Source organism: Luteimonas sp. A482, assembly GCF_054072655.1.
Genome location: NZ_JBSVRO010000008.1, coordinates 35,821 through 58,637 on the forward strand (window position 1 = coordinate 35,821; position 22,817 = coordinate 58,637).

The following is a 22,817-nucleotide window of genomic DNA, read 5'->3' on the forward strand; positions in this document are numbered from 1 at the left end:
TCCACAAGATGGGGACGGGAGCCGCAGGGTTCAAACCCGACGAGGCCGCGCGCGGTGTGGCGCCGGCGTGAACCGGAATCCCCGCGCCTGCGCTAGCCTGATGGCGCCGCACATTCGCCGGCATGGAGGTCGTGGTGCCCGTCGATGAAGGCTCTGGCTGGCGCCTGCGCGCCGATACGGAACTGGGGGTGCTGCGCATCTCGGTGACGGTGATCGTGCTGTTCGCAGGGCTGGGCATCACGATGGGCCTGCTGTCGGGGTCGTTCGCGATCGTCTTCGACGGCGTGTACTCACTGATCGATGCCTGCATGACCACGGTCGGGCTGCTGGTGGCGCGACTGATCGCGGCATCGAACGCCGGCGGCCTGCGCGACCGCCGACTGGTCGAACGCTTCACCATGGGCTTCTGGCACCTGGAGCCGATCGTGCTCGGCGTCGACGCGCTGCTGCTGACCGGGGCCGGGATCTACGCGCTGATCCACGCCGTCGACGCCTTCCTGACCGGTGGCCGCGAGCTGCAGTTCGGCATGGCCGTGGCCTATGCGGCGGTGGCCACGGCGGTGTGCGTGACCATGTGGCGGTTCCAGCTGCGCGCCAACCGGCGCATCCGTTCGGCCTTCGTCGCACTCGACGCCAAGGGCTGGCTGATGTCGGCGCTGATCGCGGCGGCGCTGCTGGTCGCCTTTGCCGCCGGCTGGTTCGTGGAAGGCACGGCGCTGGACTGGATCACGCCCTACATCGACCCGGCGGTGCTGGCGCTGGTGTGCCTGGTGATCATCCCGATGCCGCTGGGTACGATCCGCCAGGCGCTGGCGGACATCCTGATGGTCACGCCGCCGGACCTGAAGCGGCATGTCGACACGGTGGCGCGCGACATCGTGCTGCGCCACGGCTTCATCGACTACCGCGCCTACGTGGCGCGGGTCGGCCGCGGCCGCCAGATCGAGCTGGCGTTCATCGTTCCGCGCGGATGGCCGGCGCAGACGGTGGAGGAATGGGACCTGCTGCGCGACGAGATCAGCGAGGCGATCGGCGAGGACACCCCCAACCGCTGGCTGACGATCGAGTTCACCGCGGATCCGGAGTGGGCCTGAGCCCGGGCGCGGTCACACCGCCTGCAGGCCACCGCCGTCTGGGCGCGCCGTAGAATGGCGGCAGACGTGAACAGGGGCGCGTACTCGGCATGCCACCGGCAGGTGCATCCACTTTCGGCATGCGCGCATGGCGGCTTGGCAGCGGCGTGCTTGCCGCCGCGTGGCTGGCAGTCGCCGGGCCGGCTTGTGCGCTGGATCCGGCCATCCCCGCCGATCGCTACACGATCGCGCGCTGGAGCGCGGACGACGGCCTGCCGCACAGCCAGATCCACGACATCGGCCAGAGTCCGGACGGCTTCCTGTGGGTCACCACCTGGGAGGGCACCGCGCGCTTCGACGGCCTGACGTTCGCCGAGGTCGGCCGCCTGCAGGAGGCATCCGGCGCGCGGCCTGCCTCGCGCGTGCTGTGGCGCGACGCCGACGGCAGCATGCTGGTCGGGGTCGATGGACCGGGCCTGCTGCGGGTGCCGGCGCAGGGCCCGGCGCGCCCGGCCTGCGCGGAGATTGCGGCGCTGCAGGTCTCGCAGCTGGCCGATGGCGGCCAGGACGGGCCCTGGATGGCCACGCACGAAGGGCTGTCCCGGCTGCAGCCCGATGGCCACTGCGTCCGCGTCGCAGGTGGCGAATCGCTGGCCGGGCGCACGGTCAATGCGCTGTTGCCACAGGACGACGGCAGCGTGTGGCTGGGCCTGCGCCGCGGCCTGTACCGCTGGCACGAAGGGCGGATCGAGCCGCTGGGAGAGCACCTGGGCCTGCCGGCCGGCGAGGTGCGCGCGCTGGCCACGGGCCGCGACGGCGAGACCTGGATTGCCGGCGAACAGGGCGTGTGGCGCCACCACGGCAGCCGCCTGCAGCGCATGCGCAGCGAGCGCGCCGAGGGCCTGCTGTCCGACCGTGCGGGTGCGCTGTGGGTCACCGCCACCGACAGCGCCGTGCTGCGCTACTGGCGCGGCCGGTGGCACCGGCTGGACGAAGACGACGGCGTGGTCGGCTATGCCACCGGCGCGCTGTTCGAGGACCGCGAAGGGCTGGTCTGGTTCGGGACCACGCACGGGCTGTTCCGCATCGCCGACGGCCCGGTGCGCGGCATCGGGGAGCAGCCGGGGCTGCCGTCCGAGTACATTCGCAGCGTGCTGCAGACGCGCGACGGCGCGGTCTGGATCGGACATTCGGCCGGCCTGAGCGTGCTGCGCGACGGGCAGGCGCAGCTGGTGTTCCCGGTCGCGGGTGAACGGCCCAGCAGCGTGCTGGCGCTGGCCCCGGCCGCCGACGGCGGCGTCTGGGCCGGCACCTACAACCGCGGCGTGCTGCGGGTCACGTCCGCGGGCAAGGTGAGTGCGCTCACGCCTGCGGCGCATCTCCTGGCCACCGAGCAGGTGCGCGCGCTGCTGGAGGATCCGGACGGCAGCCTGTGGATCGGCACCGAACGCGGCCTGGTCGCCTGGCGCGATGGCAAGTTCGACCCCAGGCCGCTGCCGGGCCTGCCGGACCTCCCGGTGCGCGCGCTGCACCGCGACGGCGGCAAGCTGTGGATCGGCCAACTGGGCGGGCTGGCCTGGCGCGAACCCGACGGCCACCTGGTGGTGCAGCGCCCCGGCCGCGACTTCCCGGCGCTGTCGGCCTTCGACTTCCTGCCCGATCCCGACGGCGGGACCTGGGTGGCCAGCGACCGCGGCCTGCTGCGCCACCACCACGGCGCCTGGCGCCTGTACGGTGCCGCACAGGGCCTGCGCAGCAGCACGGTGTTCCGGGTGCTCGCCGACGACTTCGACAACCTGTGGATGAGCGGCAACCACGGCGTGTTCCGAGTGCCACGCGCCTCGTTCGAGGCGGTCGACCAGGGCCTGCGCGAGCGCCTGGACATGCAGGTTTTCGACCGCGACGACGGCATGCCCAGCCGCCAGGCCAACGGCGGCAGCGCACCGGCTGGCTGGCGCATGGACAACGGCGAGCTGTGGCTGCCCACCGCCGCCGGCATCGCGGTGTTCGATCCGGGCCCGTTGATGGACCGCGGGCACGACGGCGTACCGCTGGTGATCGACTCGCTGCTGGTCAATGGCGAGGTGCGCACGCCCGAATCGGCGGGTGTGCTGCAGCCGGGCACGCGCGTGCAGATCCGCTACGCAGGGCTGAGCCTGCGCCAGCCCAACGCGTTGCGCTATCGCTACCGGCTGCAGGGCGTCGACGCGGACTGGATCGAGGCCGGCACGGTGCGCGAGGTCACCTACCCCAGGCTGCCCTCGGGCGCGCTGCGCTTCGAGGTGCAGGTGGCGCGCGCGCCGGCCGACTGGACCCGGCCCGCCAACGCGACTGGCTTCGACCTGGAGGTGGCCACGCCGTGGTGGCTGCGCCCCTGGGTGCTCGTGGCCGCAGGCGCGGCGCTGCTGGCCGTCTTCGTGCTCGTCCATTACTGGCTTGCGCGGCGCCAGCATCGGCGTGCGCGCCGGCTGGAGGCCGAGGTTGTGCAGCGCACCGCGCAGCTGCGCGACAAGAATCGCGAACTGGAGGCCGCCTCGCGCCAGCGCGAGTTGCTGGTGGAGCAGCTGGCCCACCAGGCCAGCCACGACAGCCTCACCGGCCTGCCCAACCGCCGTGCCGGCGACCAGCAGCTGGCCGCGGCGCTGCAGCAGGCCGACGCCGGCCACGCGCCGCTGAGCGTGGCAATCGCCGACGTCGACCGTTTCAAGCACATCAACGACCGCTACGGCCACCAGATCGGCGACCGCGTGCTCGCCAACGTGGCCCTGCAGCTGCAGGCCTCGCTGCGACAGCCGTCGCTGTTCGTGGCGCGGCTGGGCGGCGAGGAATTCCTGGTGGTGCTGCGCGACACCACGCTGCCCGAAGCGGTCGGCGTGCTCGAACAGGCGCGTCGCGAAGTGGCCGCGCTGCGCGCCGCGCCTGGCGACGACGCTTCGCTCAGCTGCACCATCAGCATCGGCGTGGTCGAGCGCCTCGGCCAGGAAGGCGCCGACGCCCTGCTGCAGCGCGCCGACACGGCGCTGTACGAGGCCAAACGCCAGGGCCGCGATCGCGTGGTCGTTGGCTGAGGGAGCGTATAGCGCGACCACTGGGATTGGCCGTCCGCGCCTCCGCTCTGCTCCCTCCCCCGCCTGCGGGGGAGGGTTGGGGTGGGGGCAGGCCGGTCGCCATGTCACTTGCCGCGCGCAAGGGAGGCTGGCGTCAGCTCCGCTTTGCGCGTGCGAACGCGTCGGCCAGCGCGTTGTTGGCCGGGGCCGCGGCCGGTTTGGCGGCACCGCCGCCAGCGCGCCCGCCGCGCGGAGCTTCGCCCTGGCGCCTGGCTGGTTCGCGCGCCGCACCGCTGCCGCGTGCCTCGTTGCGCTCCTGTCGCGGTGCGGGCGCATCGTCCAGCCGCCGGGTCAGCGCGATGCGCTTGCGGGCGACGTCGACCTCGAGCACCTTGACCTTGACGATGTCGCCGGCCTTGACCACCTCGCGTGGATCCTTGATGTAGCGGTCCGACAGCGCGGAGATGTGGACCAGCCCGTCCTGGTGCACGCCGACGTCGACGAAGGCGCCGAACGCGGCGACGTTGCTGACCACGCCTTCGAGGATCATGCCCACGCGCAGGTCCTTGATGTCCTCCACGCCGTCGGCGAACACCGCGGCCTTGAACTCCGGGCGCGGATCGCGGCCGGGCTTCTCGAGTTCGGCGAGGATGTCGCGCACGGTCGGTTCGCCGAAGCGTTCATCGGTGAACTCGCGCGCCTTGAGCGTACGCACGAAGCCGGCATCGCCGACCAGCGCGCGGATCGGCCTGCCGGTCGCGGCGACGATGCGTTCGACCACCGGATAGGCCTCCGGATGCACGGCCGAGGCGTCCAGCGGCTCGTCGCCATCGGCGATGCGCAGGAAGCCGGCGCACTGCTCGAAGGTCTTCTCGCCCAGGCGCGGCACCTTGAGCAGGTCCTTGCGGCGCTTGAACGGGCCGTTGGCGTCGCGGTGCACCACGATGTTGCCGGCCACCGTCGACGACAGTCCGGACACGCGCGCCAGCAGCGGCGCAGACGCGGTGTTGACGTCCACGCCAACCGCGTTCACGCAGTCCTCGACGCGCGCATCGAGCGCGCGCGCCAGCTTGTACTGGTCGACGTCGTGCTGGTACTGGCCCACGCCGATCGCCTTGGGGTCGATCTTCACCAGCTCGGCCAGCGGGTCCTGCAGGCGCCGCGCGATCGACACCGCGCCACGCAGCGACACATCGAGGCCGGGGAACTCGTTGGCCGCCAGTTCGGAGGCCGAGTACACCGAGGCGCCGGCCTCGCTCACCACGATCTTCTGCATCTTCAGCTCGGGCGCGAGCTTGAGCAGGTCGCCGGCCAGCTTGTCGGTCTCGCGCGAGGCCGTGCCGTTGCCGATCGCGACCAGCTGCACGCCGTGCGCGATGCACAGCTTGCGCAACGCCGCCAGCGACTGGTCCCACTGCCGGCGCGGCTCGTGCGGAAAGATGGTGTCGGTGGCGACCAGCTTGCCGGTGGCATCGACCACCGCGACCTTGACCCCGGTGCGCAACCCGGGATCCAGGCCCAGCACCGCTTTTGGACCGGCCGGCGCGGCCAGCAGCAGGTCCTTGAGGTTGTCGCCAAACACCGCGATCGCGTCGGCCTCGGACCGCTCGCGTGCCTGCGCGAACAGGTCGATCAGCAGGTGCAGGTGCAGCTTGGCCTTCCACGCCAGGCGACAGGCGCTGCGCAGCCACGCATCGGCGGCGCGGCCCTGGTCGCGGATGCCGGCGCGCAGGGCGACGCGGCCTTCGGCGTACAGGTGGCCGGCCTCGGCATCGCTGCCGGGCTGGAGGTCGAGGCCGAGGAATTCCTCGCGACGTCCGCGCAGCAGCGCCAGCATGCGGTGCGAGGGGATCTTCGCCAGCGGCTCGGCGTGGTTGAAATAGTCGCGGAACTTCTCGCCGGCCGCTTCCTTGCCATCGGCCACCTTCGCGCGGATCACGCCGACCTCGTGCAGCCAGGCGCGCAGTTCGCCGACCAGGGCGGCGTCCTCGCCCCAGCGCTCGATCAGGATCGCGCGCGCGCCTTCCAGCGCGGCTTTCGCGTCGGCCACGCCCCTGTCGGCATCGACGAAAGCGGCGGCGAATTCCTCCGGTACGCGCGTCGGGTCCTCGAGCAGGCCATCGGCCAGCGGCTCCAGGCCGGCTTCGCGCGCGATCTGCGCGCGGGTGCGGCGCTTCTGCTTGTAGGGCAGGTACAGGTCTTCCAGCCGCGCCTTGCTGTCGGCGGCTTCGATGTCGGCGCGCAGTTCGTCGGTCAGCTTGCCCTGCTCATCGATGCTGGACAGGATCGCGGCACGACGCTCCTCCAGCTCGCGCAGGTAGACCAGGCGCACCTCGAGGTTGCGCAGCTGGGTGTCGTCCAGCCCGCCGGTGACTTCCTTGCGGTAGCGCGCGATGAACGGCACGGTCGCGCCCTCGTCGAGCAGGGCGATGGCGGCGATGGCCTGTGCGGGCTGAGCGCCGATCTCGTCGGCGATGGTGGCGGCGATCTTGCGCGCGAGCGCGGGGGAAATTTCGGGCATGTCGTCGTGCTGCGGGCGGGCGCGATGCCGCGGAACGCCGATTGTGGCAACCGCGGGCGCAGGCAGGAAGCGGTTGACAGCAGCGACGGGCTTGCGGTCCGTGGTGCTGCGGGCCCCCACCCCGGCCCTCCCCCGCAAGCGGAGGAGGGGGAACAGCGCGCGGGGGAGAATTTCGCCGGGTAACCCCGATTGCCGGATCGGCTCCCTCCTCCGCTTGCGGGGGAGGGCTGGGGTGGGGGCAAGGACGCGCACCGATCCCACCCCTCAGGCGTCGCGCACCACCGCATTTCCCGCATTGCGCCGCTGCCACGGCAGCGGGATGTTCAGCAGCACCAGCGCCAGCCATGCGAGCCGGCTGGAGGCCGATTCGCGATCGGGCGCGTGCAGCTGTGCGTCGGCCGGCTCGGCGTCATCGTCGATCGCGTACTCGCCTGCCTCCATCGCGCGCAGGATCGCATCGGCACGTTCGGCGTCAGCCTCCGCCACGCGCACCCGGGATCCGCCGATTGCCAGACGCCATTCCCAGTTCGCGACCGACAGATGCTCGTCGCCCACGTGCGCGTCGATGCCTTCGGCTGCCAGCAGGCCGCGCGCAATCTGCGCCTGGATCGGATCGAGGTAGCTGGCGACGGTGGTGAACATGCGGCACGCGGATGCTTATGGCCTGCCCGGCAGGCTACGCTAACGTGGTTGCGGGCGCGTCAAACCCGCTGCCATCCTTCAACCGCCGCATGACGGCCAGGCGCGGATGCATCCGCCGCGCGCGCCGGCCGGCCTTGCGACAGCCGGCGACGCCAGCCCGGGACCACCATTCGCGATGCCGAGGACCCACCGATGATCAAGCGCACGCTCCCCGCCATCCTGCTCGCGACGGCGATCGCGCTGGCCGGGTGCGGCGGATCCAGCGACGAGGCTGCGCCCGCTCCTGCCGCCGCGATCGACCTCGGCGCACCCAGTCGCGTCGAGGAATGGCCGCTGCCCGCCTCCTTGCCCGGTTCGGCTTCGCCGAGCCTGGCGACCACGCCCGACGGCAAGCTGCTGCTGGGCTGGATCAATTCGCAGAAGGGCCGTCGCCACATCTTCCAGTTCAGCACCTTCGCGCCGGACTGGGGCCGCTGGATGCACGCCATGAGCACGGTCGCGGTCGGCAACAGCATGTTCGTCAACTGGGCCGACGTGCCGCACCTGGCGGCCACGCCCGATGGCGCCCTGTGGGCGCACTGGCTGCAGAAGAGCAGCGATGCGCCCTATGCCTACGACGTGGTGCTGAGCCGTTCGCGCGACGGCGGCGCGAACTGGGTGGCGCCGGTGATGACGCACGACGACGGCACCCGCACCGAGCACGGCTTCGTGTCGATGTGGGCGCATGGCGACAGCAGCCTGGGCATCGCCTGGCTGGACGGGCGCAACACCGGCGGCGGTGGCCACGACGCGCATACGCAAGACCACGCTGGCGCGATGACCCTGCGCGCGGCGGTGTTCGACGCCAGCCTGCAGCGCAGCGATGATGCCGAGATCGATGCGCGCGTCTGCGACTGCTGCCAGACCGCGGTTGCGATGACGTCCAGCGGGCCACTGCTGGTATATCGCGGCCGCAGCCAGGACGAGGTGCGCGACATCCTCGCCACGCGCCTGGATGACGGCAGCTGGCGCAAGCCCGCACCCGTGCACGCCGACGGCTGGGTGATGCCGGCCTGCCCGGTCAACGGGCCGGACGTCGCCGCCCACGGCGACGCCGCGGTGGTGGCCTGGTACACCGAAGCATCCGGCACGCCGGAGCTGCGGATCGCGGCCAGCAGCAATGCCGGCGACAGCTTCGCCGCGCCGGTCACGCTCGACAGCGGCGCAGCGGTGCTGGGACGCGTCGCGGTGGCGCTCGACGCGCAGCAGGCCTGGGTCCTGTGGCAGCGCGAGGACGCACGGCAGCAGTCGCTGTGGCTGTCGCGTCGCAGCCCCGACCTTGCGAGCGAGCACGAGCGCATCGAACTCGCCAGGCCGCAGGGCAAAGGCCGGGCGACGGGTTTCCCGCAGCTGGCGGTGGTCGCTGGCGTGGCCCACGTGGTCTGGACCGATGTCGCCGGCGGCGTGCCCAACCTCAAGGGCGTGCGCGTCGTGCGCGGCGAGTGAGCGTCGGATGTTTCGCCGCCTGGCCCATCCCGCACATGATTGAAGTCCTGCACGCCGAGGCCAGCCTGGCGGTGGTCAACAAGCCGGCCGGCCTGATGGTCCACGACAGCGCCCTGGCGCGCGGCGAAAGCGACTTCCTCGCCGATCGCCTGCGCGAACAGTTCGGCCGGCAGGTGTTCCTGGTGCACCGCCTGGACCGCGCCACCAGCGGCTGCCTGCTGCTGGCCTTCGACCGCGATACCGCCAGCGCGCTTGGCCGCACGCTGATGGCGGGCGACGTGGACAAGCACTACCTGGCCGTCTGCCGCGGCTGGCCGGAGCCTGCCTTCACGATCGACCATGCGCTCGATGGCGGTCCGGGCAAGCCGCTGAAGAAATCGGCCATCACCCGCTTCGAACGGCTGGCGACCTGCGAACTCGACCTGCCTTCCGTCGGCTTCGCCACCTCACGCTATGCACTGCTGCGCGCGATGCCGCAGACCGGCCGCTTCCGCCAGATCCGCCGACACCTCAAGCACGCCTCGCATCACCTGATCGGCGATACCAGCCATGGCGACGGACGCCACAATCGCAGCTTCCGCATGCTCGGCATCCATCGCATGCTGCTGCACGCCTCGCGGCTGGGGTTCCCGCATCCGGCCAGCGGCGAGCACGTGGCGTTCGAGGCGCCGCCCGATGCGGAGTTCGCGAAGGCGCTGGCGCTGTTTGCCGGGGCCGAGGACACGACGGCAGAGTTGCCGCCAGCGTCCTGAGCGCTGCGTGTCACGCCAAGCTGGCACTGCTCCTTCGGAAGTCGCGTTGTCGGGAAGCTTCCGAAGGCATGGACTCCCCAGTCGCCACGCCGCGGTGACACGCGGTGCGCCATCGCCCCGGGGGGCACTGCGGCCCGATCGAAGCCCGCGCACCCCCGGCGTCAGGTCCGGGCGCGACGTGCGATTACTCGACGGCGGAAACCTCGGCGGCGAGGTCGCGCTCCATCTGCTGCAGCATCGGCACGATCAGGCGCTGCATCGCCGTCATCGTGTTCTGCATCAGCGCCGGCATCTTCTCCAGCATGCGCTGGCCGGCCGGGCTCTCGTAGAAGGCGATGATCGCGTCGATATCGTCGCCGGTGAAGGTCTGGCGGTAGATGTCGCGATAGACGGGCGCGAGGTTCTCCCAGGACAGCGCCTTGCGCACCGCAGACGAACTGCTGGCCAGCAGGCTGTCGATACGCTGTTGTTGCGCCGCATCCAGCTCGCGTCCGGCGGTCATCTGCGCCAGCATCTGCCGCTGCGAGGCCTCGATCTGCGGCAGCGTCGCGTCGAGCATCTCGCGCGCACGGGTCACCTCGAGCAGGCGGTCGATGCGGGCATCGTCGGCGGGTGCCTGCGCCTGCTGCGCCTGGGCCGGGAACACCGAGATCGCGATCAACAGCAGCGCGGTGATGAAAATTCTGTGCAACATTGCGGCATCCTTGTCAGTAGAGGCCCCGCATTCTAAGCGGGCGCGCAAGGCGTGGCCCAGCGGCATGAGCATCCCGATCCCGGAACACGAACTCGTCGAACGCTTCGTCCGCGCCAGCGGACCCGGCGGGCAGAACGTCAACAAGGTCTCGACCGCGGTCGAGCTGCGCTTCGACGTCGCCAACTCGCCCTCGCTGCCCGAGCCGGTGCGCGAGCGCCTGCTGGCGCGTCGCGACCGCCGGGTCACCACCGGGGGCGTGCTGGTGATCAGTGCCCAGCGCTTCCGCACCCAGGAGCGCAACCGTCAGGATGCGCGCGAGCGCCTGCAGGCGTTCGTGGACGCGGGCTTCGTCGCGCCAGTGCCGCGCGTGGCGACACGACCCACGCGCGCGTCCAAGCGGCGCCGGCTGGATGCCAAGCGCGAGCGTAGTACGATCAAGCAGTCGCGCGGCCGCCCCGACTGGGACTGAACGCCACTGTCACAGCGCACTGCGCGGAACCGCATGACCGACACGACCCACGCCGTGGTGCCGCCACTCCCGCCGAACGCACCGCGCGTCAAACCCAATGCCTTCACCCGCTGGTTCGGCCGCAGCCTGCTGCGCCTGGGCGGTTGGCGCGTGGTCGGCACGCTGCCCGACGTGCCGCGGCTGGTGCTGATCGCGGCGCCGCACTCGTCCAACTGGGACGGCATCTGGGGCTTCGCGGCGAAGCTGGCGATTGGCTTCGAGGTGCGCGTGCTGGGCAAGGCGCAGCTGTTCCGGTGGCCGCTGGGACTGCTGCTGCGGCGGCTGGGCGCGATCCCGGTCGACCGCGCCGCGCCGCAGGGCACGGTCGGCCAGGCGGTGGAGATGATCCGCCGCAGCGAGCGGATCTGGTTCGCGATCGCCCCGGAAGGCACGCGCAGGCGCGTGGAGCGCTGGAAGACCGGCTTCTGGAAGATCGCGCACCAGGCGCAGGTGCCGATCCTGCCGGTCTATTTCCACTATCCCGAACGACACATCGGCTTCGGCCCGCTGTTCACCACCAGCGGCGACATGGAGGCCGACATCGCGGCGTTGCGCGAGTGGTACCTGCCCTGGATGGGCAGGAACCGCGGCACGGTCTGAGGCGACCGTTGCGCCGATTGCGGGATCAGGAGAAGAATCCCTTCCCTGCATCCGGCGTCACGGCGGCCGCGACTACAGCGCCGAGCCGCCCAGCTTCCAGGTGACCTGGACGAAGTAGCTGCGTCCCAGCGAGTCGAACCACGAGGTGTCGTAGTAGGGATAGTTCGCCCAGGTCGCGTCCTGCGGCGGCATCTTGTCGAACAGGTTGTTGACCGTCAGCGCGATACGCAGGTGGTCGTGGATGCGATAGGCCGCGCCCGCATTGAAGCGCCAGGTGGACGACGTCCAGGCATCATTGTCGTAGTTGGCCACGCGCCCGAGGTAGCTGCCGAACAGGCTGCCGCCCCAGGCGCCGCGCTCCCAGGCCGCGCCGAGGTTGCCCTTGCTGCGCGGCAGGGTGGTGGCGCTGAAGCCCACGTCCAGCATGTCCTCGCGCGGATCGCCCGGGTACAGCTGGCGGCTGTGGCGATGGGTCCAGTTGTAGTTGGCGCTGAAGCGGAAGTCGCCAGCCACGTCCGTCCTCATCCGGTAGTTGGCGGCCAGGTCCAGGCCCGAGGTTTCCTCGTTGGCGATGTTGATCGGGCTGAAGTGCACGCTGGTGATGACGCCGTCGGTATCGCGGATCACGCGCGCGAGCGCGTCGCGGCAGGTGGGCGATGCCGGGTCCACGCTGGCGCCGCTGTCGGTCACGCCGAGGCGGCAGTCGGCCTCGGTCATGCGCAGCAGCTCGCGGTCCTGGGTCTGCACCTGGTTGGACACGCGGATCTTGTAGTAGTCCAGCGCCACGTCGAAGTCGGCCGAGGGCGACCACACCACGCCCATGGACGTGGACTTGCTGGTCTCCACGTCCAGCTGCATGTTGCCGGTGTAGACGTCGAAGGTGCTGACGTCGTAGCTGCCGTCGTCGTAGCAATAGCCGTTGCCCACGCCGGGCTCGGCGCTGCGGCAGTCGTAGTAGTCGGTGGCGAAGCGCGTGCGGTAGTAGTCCTCGCTGGCGAACAGGTAATGCATGTCCGGGGCGCGGAAGCCGGTGCCGTAGGAGCCGCGCAGCAGCAGCGTGTCGAGCGGACGCCACTCCAGGCCGGCGCTGTAGGTGAACTTGCCCGGATCCTTGTCGGCGTAGCTGTAGCGGTCGTAGCGGCCGGCCAGGCTGGCCTGCAGCGAAGACAGCAGGGGCAGGCGCAGTTCGCCCGCCGCGCTCCAGCGGTCGCGGTCGCCGCTGCCATCGCCGTAGCGGGGGCCGTAGTACGCGTCTTCGGTCAGGGCCAGCGGATCGGGGTTGATCTCGTAGGACTGGCGGCCGTACTCCAGCGCGCCAGCGAAGCCGGCATCGCCGGCGGGCAGGGTGAACAGCGCGGGGCTGGTAGCGGTGAAGCTGACGTTGTCGTTCTTCGCTTCGGGATGCCAGGTGGACATCGCCCCGATCGAGTCGAACTCCTGCGGCGTCAGCGGGCGGAACATCCGCTCTGGATCCGGGTTGTAGATCGCGTAGCCGTCCTCGTCGTAGCCGAGCCGTTCGCCGAGGAACAGGCTGTTGGCGGCTGCGGCCCGGATGCGCGGCATCTGCACTTCGGCGCGGTAGCGCGAATGGTTGTACGCCGCTTCCCAGTCCCAGCTGTCCGACAGCGTGCCGGCCAGACCGGTGGTGATGGCCAGCGTCTTCTGGGTGGTGGTGTTCATCCGGTTGCGAAGCCCGCCCATCTCCTCGGGCGTGAACTGCCGCGACCAGATCTGGTAGGTGCCGGTGCCGGCGTTGTAGAACATCTTGTTGCGATAGTTGCCGGCCGAATCCGGGTCGTGGAATTCCCAGCCCATGTGGTCGCTGGCCACTTCGTTGCCGTTGGTCCCGGTGAGCAGATTCACCTCCTGGCGGCCGAGCTGCGCGTCGGCGAACCAGCGCAGCGCGTCGGAGAAGCGGTACTCGAACGAGCCGTAGGCGTTGTAGCCGCTGCGCTGGTTGGTGATCGTCCGGTACGCGATCGCACGATCGCTGCCGCAGTAGGGTTCGCCGAAGCGATCCTCGGCCAGCACCGTGGTGCCTTCGTTGAGTCCGCCCAGCGTTGCGCAGCCATCGGCCGGCGCGATGTTGACGTCCTCGTCCCAGTCGTAGACCTGGGCGATCAGCCGCGGCAGCTGGCGCCGCGAGGTGGGCGCATCCAGCGTCGAGTCCTGGATGTCGCGCTCATAGCCCCACAGCGGGCGCTTGTCGATGAATTCAACGCCGACGATGCCGGTGAAATCGCCGCGCTCGAAGCCCGAAGTGAGCGTCAGCGAATGCGATTCGCCGCCGCCGCGCTCGGTGTCGCCATGGCGGTAGTCGATCGTGGTGCCGTCGGTGGACTTCTTGAGGATGAAGTTGATCACGCCGGCCATCGCGTCGGAGCCGTACACGGCCGATGCGCTGCCGGTGAGCACCTCGATGCGGTCGATCATGCCCAGCGGGATATTGCCGATGTCGGTGAAGTTGCTGCGGCCGTTGAGCGGCAGCGGAAAGTCGGCGATGCGGCGACCGTTGACCAGCACCAGGGTGTGGTTGGGGCCGAGGCCGCGCAGGTCGACCGCCTGTGCGCCGGGCGTGGACTGCGCGCCGGTGGTGTTCTGCTGTCCCTGCACGCTGCCGCTGGCCTGGCTGAGCGAACGCAGCACGTCCGGCACGCTGGTCAGGCCGGCGGCCTGGATCTGCTCGGCGGTGACCACCGTGATCGGCGCCGGGCCTTCGATCTGCGCGCGGGCGATGCGCGAACCGGTGACCTGGACCGTCCTGAGTTCGGAGACTTCCGGCTCGGGAGCGGGGGCCGCTGGCGGCCGCAGCGCGGCCGGCGGCGCCGCGACAGCACCGACCTGCGCCAGCAGCGGCTGCTGCACGATCAGCACCGCGCCCGAGGCATCCTCGCGCGCGCTGAAGCCGCTGCCGCGAAGCAGGGTCTGCAGCGCCTGTGCGGGCGGCAGGCCGCGTGCGCCTGCGGTGTGCACGCCGCGCATCTGGTCGGCGCGATAGACCAGCTCGACGCCGGACTGCCGGGCGTAGGCATCGAGCGCGGCCGCGAGTTCGCCCGCGGGCACGTCCACCGGCACACCCGCGGGGGCCTGCGCGTGCGCGGCCAGGATGGCGGAACAGGCCAGGGAAAGGAGCAGGACGCGGAGCGGGCGTGACGGTTTCAAGCGGGTTCCCCGGTGGCGCGCGGACCGCGCCTTCTGTCAGTCAGGACGAACGAGGCCTGCAAATCCCCCCGTGCCTCAGGGCGAGTGCAGGACGATCCGATCGCTGCGGTATTCGGCCCGCACCGGGAAGCCCTGTTCGAGCAGGCGGACGAAGCCCTCGGCATTGGCCCAGCGGAAGCTGCCGCCGATGCGCAGGTCGCCCACGCGTGCATCGCCGATCACGATCTTGCGTGCGTTGTAGCGGTTGAACTCGCTGGCGGCGTCGGCCAGGGTCGTGTCGCGGAACACCAGCAGGCCGCTGCGCCAGTCGACCAGGCGCGCGGCCTCGTCCAGCGGCATCGAACGCACCAGCACGCTGTCGCGATGGACGATGGCGACGCTGCCTGCCGGCAGCAGGGTGTCGGCCTGCGTGCCGGCGTCGCCCGCCTCCAGCCGCACCAGGCCCTCGGTGACCACCACGCGCAGGTCGGCGGCATCGCGCCGCACCGAGAAGCGGGTGCCCACCGCCACCACCCGCCGGGTTCCAGCCTCGACCACGAACGGCCGCGCCGGATCCTTGGCTACCTCGAAATAGGCCTCGCCCTGCTCAAGGGCGATGTGCCGCGCACTGCGCGACAGCCGCAGCGCGATCCGGCTGTCGCTGGCCAGGGTGGCCTGGCTGCCGTCGGCCAGATCGAGACTGCGCACGTCGCCCAGCGCGGTGGCGTAGTGCACGGGCGCGACCGTGGCCAGCTCGCGCCAGCCCCAGCCCAGCGCCAGCGCACAAACGGCCACGGCCGCGACCGCTGCGATCCCGCCCCGCGGGCGGACCCTCGCCAGCGGCCCGCGCGCGGAAAACACATGCCCCTGCAGCTGCGCCACCGGGTCCGGCGATGCCGGGGCGAGGGCCGCATCGGCCCCCCGGGCAGTCCAGGTGCCGCGTGGCGGCACCGCCGCGTCGTGCAATCCCGCGCCCAGCGCCTGCAGCCGGCCGGCCTCGGCCCAGGCCGACTGCAGCCGCAGCAGCGCCACCCGGTGCAGGGTGTCCTGCGCCAGCCACGCCTCAAGCCTGGCCCCGTCCGCCTGCGACCAGTGCGGACCATCGCGCCGGGCCAGCCAGTCCGCGGCGGCGGCTTCAATCGTCGCAGCCGGCGTCACGGCTCGTCCGCCTGGCGCAGCGCGTCGAGCACCGTCGCCATGTCCGCGGTCGCGGCCGTGTCCACGGCGTCGCCGCCGTAGAAATACAGGGCGATCAGGCGCATTCCCTTGGCGATGTGCTTTTCCACTGTCTTCTCGCTGATCCCGAGCCGTTGGGCCGCCTCGCGCTGCGACAGCTGCTCGACCCGGCGCAGCCAGACCACCTCGCGGCAGCGGTCGGGAAGCCGGTCGAACGCAGCCGCCAGCCGTGCCAGGCGCTGCCGCCCGCCGCACCAGCGTTCCGGCGACACCTCATCCACAAGGACGGACGAAGGCTCGAAATCACCCATCGGCTCGATCGATACCACCTTGCTGCGGCGCACCCGGTCGGCGACCAGATGCCGCGCGGTGGCGAACAGGAAGGCCTTGGGCTGGCGCGGCAGCTCGCGCGCGGCGGCCTCGTACACCCGCGCGTAGACCTCCTGGCGCAGGTCGGCGACCTCGTCGCGGTGCGGCCAGCAACGGCCGAGGAAACGCACCAGCGGCGCCTCGTGGACGAGGATCTCGCGTACGAACCAGTCGTCCAGCGGCGGCGTCGGCATGGCCGGCACGATATCCGATCACGGCGCGGCCGCGATTGCCCGCAGGGGGAAATCGCGCCAAGGTTCGTCTCCATTGCGCAGGGGCCGGATGCGGCCGACAGGACAGTTCCATGACGATACGACGTGCGATCGCACCGATGCTGCTGGCGACGGCGCTGGCCCTGCTGACGATGCCGGCGCTGGCCGCGGGCTACCGGCATCACCTGGCCGGCGACCCCGCGCTGCCGACCCCCGGCAAGCCCGCGCCCGGCCTGCTGCTGATGGGCGGCGGCGACCGCAACATCGAGGCGCTGCGCTGGTTCCTGGAGAAGGCCGGCAACGGCCATGTGGTGGTGCTGCGCGCCTCGCTCGGCGGCGAGATCGGCGAGGAGTTCCACGACGAGGTCGGCGGCGTGGCCTCGGTCGAGACCTTCGTGTTCGAGGACCGCGAGGCCGCGAGCGACCGCCGGCTGCTCGCGCGCCTGCGCGAGGCAGACGGCATCTTCATCGCCGGCGGCGACCAGTCGCGCTACATCCGCTACTGGAAGGGCACGCCGGTGGAAGCGGCGCTGGAGGCGCACGTGCGCGCCGGCAAGCCGCTGGGCGGCACCAGCGCCGGCCTGGCGATCCTGGGCGAGTTCGTCTACGGGGCGATGGACGGCGGCAGCCAGACCAGCCCGCGCGCGCTGGCCGATCCGCTGGGCGACGGCAACACGATCGAGACCGGCTTCCTCGACATCGCCGCCCTGCGTGGCGTGATCACCGACACCCACTTCCGCGAGCGCAACCGGCTTGGGCGCCTGCTGGCCTTTGTCGCCAAGGCCGAGACGCTGTCGGGCGGCCGGCCGGTGCTGGGCCTGGGCGTGGACGAGGATGCGGCGCTGGCGGTCGAAGCAGATGGCCGCGCGCGCGTGTTCGCCACCGCGCCGGGCGCGGGCGCAACGGTGGTGCGCGGCGGCTTTGCGCAGCCGCAGGAAGAGGACCGGGCGCTGCGGCTGGAGCGCGTCGACACGGTCGGCGTCGGCGTGGACTCGGTGCTGCACCTGCCCTCGGGCGAAGTCGAACGGCCAATGTGGCGCCACGCCTACGCGGTGCGCGACGGCGTGCTGGTGGTGCAGGACGCACCGCGCCTGATGATCCACGGCGGCGCCGGGGTCGAGCCCGGCGACCTCACCCCGGAAGAAGAAGCGGCCGCGCGCGCGGCGCTGGCCCAGGCGTTGCGGGCGGGGCAGGCGGCACTGGCCGCGGGGCGGCCGGCGCTGGACGCGGTGACCGCCGCGATCAACGTGCTCGAGGACGCACCGATGTTCAACGCGGGTCGCGGCGCGGTGTTCACCCACGACGGCACCAACGAGCTCGACACCTCGATCATGGACGGCGCCACCGGCAAGGCCGGCGCGGCCGCCGGCCTGCGCCGCGTGCGCAACCCGATCACCCTGGCGCGCGCGATCATGGAGCGCTCGCGCCACGTGATGATGGTGGGCGAGGGCGCAGAGCGCTTCGCCAAGGAGCAAGGGATCGCCCTGGTTGATCCGGCGTACTTCCGCACCGAGAAACGCTGGCAGCAGCTGCAGAAGGCGTTGCGCGACGACAGCAAGCCGCATGCGCTGCATCCCGCATCGCCGGCCAGCGCCTACTTCGGCACGGTCGGCGCGGTCGCGCTGGATGCGCAGGGGAATCTCGCCGCAGGCACGTCGACCGGCGGCATGACCAACAAGCGCTACGGCCGCGTCGGCGACGCGCCGATCATCGGCGCCGGCACCTGGGCCGATGATCGCTGCGCGGTGTCGGGCACCGGCTGGGGCGAGTTCTACATCCGCACCGCCGCCGCGCACGAGATCTGCGCGCGCGTGCGCCTGTCCGGCGACAGCATCGCGCGCGCCGGTGAGGCGGTGATCAATCGCGTGATCCCCGACGCCGGCGGCGACGGCGGCGCGATCGTGCTCGGCGCCGACGGCAGCCTGTCGTTCCCGTTCAACACCGGCGGCATGTACCGCGGCTGGATCGGCGCCGACGGCGAGCCGCAGGTGGCGATCTGGCGCGACGAGGTGCTGCCGGCGCCGTGAGTCAGGTCACCCCGAGGCGCAGGCGGGCGGGGATTCTGGCGGCACGGGACAAACGGACAGCTCGCAGCGGTGCGGAGGCATCACCTGTGTCATCCCGAGCCGCAGGCGAGGGATCTTGGCGACGTGACCTGGCGCAACGAGATTCCTCACCCGCTGCGCGGGTTCGGAATGACAGATGGGGACTTCCTCCTCAACGCTCCGAATGCCCCGCCTCGTAATAGTCGCGGCGCAGGAACAGGTCCGGCTGGATCAGGTCCATGAACGCCCGCGCCTGCGGTGACGGCAGCCTGCCCTTGCGCATCACCACGCCGTAGCTGCGCGCGGGGAAGAAGCGGTCGAGCGGGCGAGTGACCAGGCGTCCGCGGTCGGCCTCGGTCAGGCAGATCGAGGACAGGATGCTGATGCCCATGCCCATCGCCACGTACTGCTTGATCACCTCCCAGCCGCCGACCTCCAGCGCCACCGTGTAGGGCACGCGGTTCTGCTGGAACACCAGGTCCACCAGGCGCCAGGTGATCTGCCGCATGGGCGGCAGGATCAGGCCGTACTGGCCGATGTCGGCCAGGCTCAGCTCCGCCTTCTCCGCCAACGGGTGCCCCGGCGGCATCACCAGCCGCTGCTCGAAGCGGTGCAGCGGCTCGTACACCAGGTCGGCCGGCACGTCATGCATCGAGCCGACCACCAGGTCGACCGAATCGGCGCGCAGCAGGTCGGTGCCGTCGGCGCTGACGGTGTTGTGCAGGCTCAGGCGCACGTCGGGGTGGTGTTCGCGGAAGCGGCCCACGATCCGCGGCAGCAGGTAGAGGATGGTGGAGCTGTTGGCGGCGATGTTGAGCGCGCCCGCGTCCATGCCCTTGAGCGCGTCGCGGAAGGCGGCCGGCAGGGCGTCGATGCCGTCGACCAGCGGGCGCGCCAGCTCGTACAGGGCCTCGCCGGCGCGGGTCGGCACCAGGCGTCGGCCGCTGCGCTCGAACAGCTTCTGCCCCAGCTCCCGCTCCAGCGCCTGCAGCTGCAGGGTGATCGCCGGCTGGCTGACGTACAGCGCCTCGGCCGCGCGCGACACCGATCCCAGCCGCGTGGTCTGGCAGAAAGCCCGCAGCGGCTTCAGCCGGTCGGCCTTGTAGGGGAATCGGGGGGTCGAATTGCCGCTCGAGGGCATTGATTCGACTCATATATTTAAGGAACTTATGAATTACATTGGAAGAACTCAGTTGTCAAATAATAAGTCGGGGCGGAGGGTGGCGTTGCACCGCAACATCCTCTGGAGCCCGCCATGTCCGCCGTCCTGAAGCCGTCCCCGATCGCCTCCGGCATTGAATTGCCGGACCACGCCGCCGTCGCCGACCTGATCGACGAGGCTGCGCAGGACTTCCTCGCCGGACTGCACCGGCGTTTCGAACCGGCCCGGCAGGCGCGGCTCGCGGCGCGCCGCCAGCGCCAGGCGGCGTTCGACGCCGGCGGCCTGCCCGACTTCCGCGCCGACACCCGCGCGATCCGCGAGGGCGACTGGCGGGTCGCCGCGATCCCGGACGCCCTGCTCGACCGCCGGGTCGAGATCACCGGCCCGGTCGATCCGAAGATGGTCATCAACGCGCTCAACTCGGGCGCCAGCTGCTACATGGCCGACTTCGAGGACTCGACCGCGCCGACCTGGGACAACCTGGTCGGCGGCCAGCGCGCGCTGCGCGATGCGATTGCCGGCACGCTGAACTTCGAGGGCAACGGCAAGCGCTACGCGCTGCGCCCGGAAGCCGAGCGCGCGGTGCTGATCGTGCGCCCGCGCGGCTGGCACCTGGACGAGAAGCACGTGCTGGTCGGCGGCGAGCGCATGTCCGCCTCGCTGTTCGACCTGGGGCTGTTCGCCTGGCACAACGCCCGCGCGCTGGCGGCCAAGGACCGCGGCCCCTATTTCTACATTCCCAAGCTGCAGTCGATGGAGGAGGCTGCGCTGTGGAACGAGGTGCTCTCGCACATCGAGCGCGAGCTGGGCCTGACCAATGGCCAGATCAAGGTCACGGTGCTGATCGAGACCCTGCCGGCGGCGTTCGAGATGGACGAGATCCTGCACGCGCTCAAGGACCGCATCGTCGGCCTGAACTGCGGCCGCTGGGACTACATCTTTTCCTACATCAAGACCTTGCGCGCGCACCGCGACCGGGTGCTGCCCGAGCGCGGCCAGGTCACGATGACCCAGCCGTTCCTCAAGGCGTACTCGGAGCTGCTGATCCAGACCTGCCATCGCCGCGGCGCGCACGCGATGGGCGGCATGGCCGCGCAGATCCCGATCAACAACGACGAGGACGCCAACGAGCGCGCGCTGGCGCGGGTGCGCGCCGACAAGCTGCGCGAGGTCAGCGCCGGCCATGACGGCACCTGGGTCGCGCATCCGGCGCTGATCCCGTTGGCGCGGCAGGTCTTCGACGAGCGCATGCCGACACCGCACCAGCAGCAGCTGGGCCGCGAAGAGGTGATCGTCACCGCACGCGACCTGCTGGCGCCGCCGCTGGGCACCATCACCCGCATCGGTTTCGAGAACAACGTCGAGGTCTGCGTGCGCTACCTCGCCGCCTGGCTCGACGGCAGCGGCTGCGTGCCGATCCACTGGCTGATGGAAGACGCGGCCACCGCCGAGATCGCGCGCGCGCAGCTGTGGCAGTGGCTGCATGCCACCGACGGCGGCGGCACGCCCCTGCACCTGCACGACGGCACCGTGATCGACGAGGCGCTGTTCGACCGCGCGCTGCTCAACCTGCCCTCGCGCCTGGCCGGGCAGGCGATCCCGGGCGCGACGCGCGTGCAGGAGGCGATCGCCCTGCTCGAGGCGCTGAGCCACCAACCCACGCTCGAGGAGTTCCTGACCCTGCCGGCCTACGAACGCCTCGACTGAGCCGCCATCGCGCGCCGCCGCGCGCTGCCAGAACGCCAGCAGGCGCCAGACCACGCGCCTGCAAACCCGCATACCCGACATCGGAGCCACCATGAGCAACCGCAAGCAACAGATCGACGCCCTGCAGCAGCAGTGGGACAACGACCCGCGCTGGACCGGCATCCAGCGCCCGTACTCGGCCGCCGACGTGGTGCGCTTGCGCGGCAGCGTGCAGCCCGAGCACACCCTCGCGCGCCGCGGCGCCGAGAAGCTGTGGACCCTGGTCAACGGCGGCGCGAAGAAGGGCTATGTCAACGCCTTCGGCGCGATCAGCGCCGGCCAGGCGATGCAGCAGGCCAAGGCCGGGCTCGAGGCGGTGTACCTGTCGGGCTGGCAGGTTGCGGCCGATGGCAACAGCTCCGAGAACATGTATCCCGACCAGTCGCTGTACGCCTACGACTCGGTGCCGACCATGGTGCGGCGGATCAACAACACCTTCCAGCGCGCCGACGAGATCCAGTGGAAGAACATCTGCGACGGCAAGATGGACCAGGCCGATGCGATCGACTTCTTCCTGCCCATCGTCGCCGACGGCGAGGCCGGCTTCGGCGGCGTGCTCAACGCCTACGAGCTGATGAAGAACATGATCATCGCCGGCGCCGCGGCGGTGCATTTCGAGGACCAGCTGGCCGCGGTCAAGAAGTGCGGACACATGGGCGGCAAGGTGCTGGTGCCCACGCGCGAGGCGATCCAGAAGCTGGTTGCCGCGCGCCTGGCCGCGGACGTGCTGGGCGTGCCGACCGTGGTGCTGGCGCGCACCGATGCCGAAGCGGCGAACCTGCTGACCTCGGATTTCGACGACAACGACAGGCCCTTCGTCACCGGCAGCCGCACGGCCGAAGGCTTCTACAAGGTCAACAATGGCCTGGAGCAGGCGATCAGCCGCGGCGTGGCCTACGCGCCCTACGCCGACCTGGTGTGGTGCGAGACCGGCACGCCCGACCTCGGCTTCGCGCGCGAGTTCGCGCAGGCCGTGCACGCGGCACATCCGGGCAAGCTGCTCAGCTACAACTGCTCACCGAGCTTCAACTGGAAGAAGAACCTCGACGACGCGACCATCGCCAGGTTCCAGGAAGAGCTGGCGGCGATGGGCTACAAGTACCAGTTCATCACCCTGGCCGGCATCCACATCAACTGGTTCAACACCTTCAAGTTCGCGCACGACTATGCGCGCGGCGAGGGCATGCGCCACTACGTGGAGCAGGTGCAGGAGCCGGAGTTCGCCGCGCGCGAGCAGGGCTACACCTTCGTCTCGCACCAGCAGGAGGTGGGCGCGGGCTACTTCGACGACGTGACCACGGTGATCCAGGGCGGCAGCTCGAGCGTCACTGCGCTCACCGGTTCGACCGAGGAGGAGCAGTTCGAGCGTTCGCACGCGGTCGCTGCCTGAGCCCGCCGCGCGACAGGTGTGGGAGGGAAGAAACGGCCGGGCTCGATGCCCGGCCGTTTTCTTTTGTTTCTTCTCGGGGAGGAAGGTAGACCCGATTGCTGGAAGTCCCGCGCGACTTCGACTGGACGTCGCGCCCTGTCGACCGGGGATCGCTTTTCGCTCGGTCAGGGCCGCTACGCGGTCCGGCCCGGCACAGCATGCCGGGCGCTCGCGTGGATGCGCGGCATGCCGCGCAAGCCATCCACGCTCTCCCT

The 22,817-nt window shown here is 70.9% G+C and carries 16 protein-coding genes and 1 pseudogene; 10 read left to right on the plus strand and 7 right to left on the minus strand.

Annotated features, from left to right (window positions below; translation table 11 throughout):
* The first annotated feature begins 134 nt into the window (after positions 1–134).
* Both ACW5DW_RS16485 and ACW5DW_RS16490 read left to right on the plus strand, forming a co-directional pair.
* On the plus strand, positions 135–1,094 hold the full coding sequence (locus tag ACW5DW_RS16485) for a cation diffusion facilitator family transporter (RefSeq protein WP_457020391.1): 960 nt from the start codon (positions 135–137) through the stop codon (positions 1,092–1,094).
* 119 nt (positions 1,095–1,213) lie between these two features.
* A complete protein-coding gene (locus ACW5DW_RS16490) occupies positions 1,214–4,141 on the plus strand; it encodes a diguanylate cyclase (RefSeq protein ID WP_457020392.1) in 2,928 nt (975 codons plus the stop codon).
* Positions 4,142–4,274: 133 nt separating this feature from the next.
* Here ACW5DW_RS16490 and ACW5DW_RS16495 read toward each other — a convergent pair whose 3' ends face one another.
* Together ACW5DW_RS16495 and ACW5DW_RS16500 are read right to left on the minus strand one after the other, a co-directional pair.
* The gene (locus ACW5DW_RS16495) at positions 4,275–6,641 is read right to left on the minus strand and encodes a Tex family protein (RefSeq protein WP_457020393.1); all 2,367 of its coding nucleotides are present in this window, start codon (positions 6,639–6,641) and stop codon (positions 4,275–4,277) included.
* Positions 6,642–6,905: 264 nt separating this feature from the next.
* Positions 6,906–7,283 carry a putative signal transducing protein gene (locus tag ACW5DW_RS16500; RefSeq protein ID WP_457020394.1) on the minus strand — a complete coding sequence of 126 codons (378 nt, stop codon included), beginning with the start codon at positions 7,281–7,283 and terminating at the stop codon, positions 6,906–6,908.
* 192 nt (positions 7,284–7,475) lie between these two features.
* Here ACW5DW_RS16500 and ACW5DW_RS16505 point away from each other — a divergent pair, with 192 nt between their 5' ends.
* Both ACW5DW_RS16505 and ACW5DW_RS16510 read left to right on the plus strand, forming a co-directional pair.
* Positions 7,476–8,768 (plus strand): sialidase family protein, encoded by a 1,293-nt coding sequence (locus tag ACW5DW_RS16505; protein WP_457020395.1) that lies wholly within the window; start codon positions 7,476–7,478, stop codon positions 8,766–8,768.
* A gap of 35 nt (positions 8,769–8,803) precedes the next feature.
* Complete coding sequence (locus tag ACW5DW_RS16510) at positions 8,804–9,520, plus strand: pseudouridine synthase (RefSeq protein ID WP_457020396.1); 717 nt, start codon at positions 8,804–8,806, stop codon at positions 9,518–9,520.
* Between the two features lie 184 nt (positions 9,521–9,704).
* Here the strand turns inward: ACW5DW_RS16510 and ACW5DW_RS16515 are convergent, their stop codons facing one another.
* On the minus strand, positions 9,705–10,214 hold the full coding sequence (locus ACW5DW_RS16515) for a DUF2059 domain-containing protein (RefSeq protein ID WP_457020397.1): 510 nt from the start codon (positions 10,212–10,214) through the stop codon (positions 9,705–9,707).
* Positions 10,215–10,278: 64 nt separating this feature from the next.
* Between ACW5DW_RS16515 and arfB the strand changes: the two genes are divergently transcribed.
* Together arfB and ACW5DW_RS16525 are read left to right on the plus strand one after the other, a co-directional pair.
* Positions 10,279–10,683: an alternative ribosome rescue aminoacyl-tRNA hydrolase ArfB gene (gene arfB, locus ACW5DW_RS16520; protein ID WP_457020398.1), complete on the plus strand. Its 405-nt coding sequence runs from the start codon at positions 10,279–10,281 to the stop codon at positions 10,681–10,683.
* A gap of 33 nt (positions 10,684–10,716) precedes the next feature.
* Positions 10,717–11,322, plus strand: coding sequence for a lysophospholipid acyltransferase family protein (locus ACW5DW_RS16525; RefSeq protein WP_457020399.1), 606 nt, complete (start codon positions 10,717–10,719; stop codon positions 11,320–11,322).
* Between the two features lie 72 nt (positions 11,323–11,394).
* Here the strand turns inward: ACW5DW_RS16525 and ACW5DW_RS16530 are convergent, their stop codons facing one another.
* The 3 genes from ACW5DW_RS16530 to ACW5DW_RS16540 all read right to left on the minus strand — a co-directional run bounded on the left by ACW5DW_RS16530 (position 11,395) and on the right by ACW5DW_RS16540 (position 16,202).
* Complete coding sequence (locus ACW5DW_RS16530) at positions 11,395–14,391, minus strand: TonB-dependent receptor (RefSeq protein WP_457020400.1); 2,997 nt, start codon at positions 14,389–14,391, stop codon at positions 11,395–11,397.
* A 168-nt stretch (positions 14,392–14,559) separates the two neighbouring features.
* The gene (locus ACW5DW_RS16535) at positions 14,560–15,621 is read right to left on the minus strand and encodes a FecR family protein (protein ID WP_457020401.1); all 1,062 of its coding nucleotides are present in this window, start codon (positions 15,619–15,621) and stop codon (positions 14,560–14,562) included.
* The gene (locus ACW5DW_RS16540; RefSeq protein ID WP_457020402.1) at positions 15,618–16,202 is read right to left on the minus strand and encodes an RNA polymerase sigma factor; all 585 of its coding nucleotides are present in this window, start codon (positions 16,200–16,202) and stop codon (positions 15,618–15,620) included. The genes ACW5DW_RS16535 and ACW5DW_RS16540 overlap by 4 nt, the downstream gene beginning before the upstream one ends.
* Before the next feature lie 260 nt (positions 16,203–16,462).
* Between ACW5DW_RS16540 and ACW5DW_RS16545 the strand changes: the two are divergent.
* Positions 16,463–16,813: pseudogene (locus ACW5DW_RS16545) on the plus strand (cyanophycinase); the annotation flags it as partial.
* Positions 16,814–17,251: 438 nt separating this feature from the next.
* Positions 17,252–18,247: an isoaspartyl peptidase/L-asparaginase family protein gene (locus ACW5DW_RS16550; RefSeq protein ID WP_457020442.1), complete on the plus strand. Its 996-nt coding sequence runs from the start codon at positions 17,252–17,254 to the stop codon at positions 18,245–18,247.
* Between the two features lie 190 nt (positions 18,248–18,437).
* Here the strand turns inward: ACW5DW_RS16550 and ACW5DW_RS16555 are convergent, their stop codons facing one another.
* Positions 18,438–19,406 (minus strand): LysR family transcriptional regulator, encoded by a 969-nt coding sequence (locus ACW5DW_RS16555; protein ID WP_457020403.1) that lies wholly within the window; start codon positions 19,404–19,406, stop codon positions 18,438–18,440.
* 114 nt (positions 19,407–19,520) lie between these two features.
* Between ACW5DW_RS16555 and aceB the strand changes: the two genes are divergently transcribed.
* Positions 19,521–21,134: a malate synthase A gene (gene aceB / locus ACW5DW_RS16560; protein WP_457020404.1), complete on the plus strand. Its 1,614-nt coding sequence runs from the start codon at positions 19,521–19,523 to the stop codon at positions 21,132–21,134.
* Between the two features lie 91 nt (positions 21,135–21,225).
* On the plus strand, positions 21,226–22,563 hold the full coding sequence (gene aceA, locus ACW5DW_RS16565) for an isocitrate lyase (protein WP_457020405.1): 1,338 nt from the start codon (positions 21,226–21,228) through the stop codon (positions 22,561–22,563).
* The last annotated feature ends 254 nt before the right edge of the window (positions 22,564–22,817 follow it).

Bases quoted from the DNA above. Each gene is read 5' to 3' on its own strand.
- ACW5DW_RS16540 (WP_457020402.1), bottom strand. From the start codon at position 16,202: ATGCCGACGCCGCCGCTGGACGACTGGTTCGTACGCGAGATCCTCGTC.
- ACW5DW_RS16500 (WP_457020394.1), bottom strand. From the start codon at position 7,283: ATGTTCACCACCGTCGCCAGCTACCTCGATCCGATCCAGGCGCAGATT.
- arfB (WP_457020398.1), top strand. From the start codon at position 10,279: ATGAGCATCCCGATCCCGGAACACGAACTCGTCGAACGCTTCGTCCGC.
- ACW5DW_RS16515 (WP_457020397.1), bottom strand. From the start codon at position 10,214: ATGTTGCACAGAATTTTCATCACCGCGCTGCTGTTGATCGCGATCTCG.
- ACW5DW_RS16555 (WP_457020403.1), bottom strand. From the start codon at position 19,406: ATGCCCTCGAGCGGCAATTCGACCCCCCGATTCCCCTACAAGGCCGAC.
- ACW5DW_RS16490 (WP_457020392.1), top strand. From the start codon at position 1,214: ATGCGCGCATGGCGGCTTGGCAGCGGCGTGCTTGCCGCCGCGTGGCTG.
- aceA (WP_457020405.1), top strand. From the start codon at position 21,226: ATGAGCAACCGCAAGCAACAGATCGACGCCCTGCAGCAGCAGTGGGAC.
- ACW5DW_RS16495 (WP_457020393.1), bottom strand. From the start codon at position 6,641: ATGCCCGAAATTTCCCCCGCGCTCGCGCGCAAGATCGCCGCCACCATC.
- ACW5DW_RS16510 (WP_457020396.1), top strand. From the start codon at position 8,804: ATGATTGAAGTCCTGCACGCCGAGGCCAGCCTGGCGGTGGTCAACAAG.
- ACW5DW_RS16525 (WP_457020399.1), top strand. From the start codon at position 10,717: ATGACCGACACGACCCACGCCGTGGTGCCGCCACTCCCGCCGAACGCA.
- ACW5DW_RS16550 (WP_457020442.1), top strand. From the start codon at position 17,252: ATGTGGCGCCACGCCTACGCGGTGCGCGACGGCGTGCTGGTGGTGCAG.
- aceB (WP_457020404.1), top strand. From the start codon at position 19,521: ATGTCCGCCGTCCTGAAGCCGTCCCCGATCGCCTCCGGCATTGAATTG.
- ACW5DW_RS16505 (WP_457020395.1), top strand. From the start codon at position 7,476: ATGATCAAGCGCACGCTCCCCGCCATCCTGCTCGCGACGGCGATCGCG.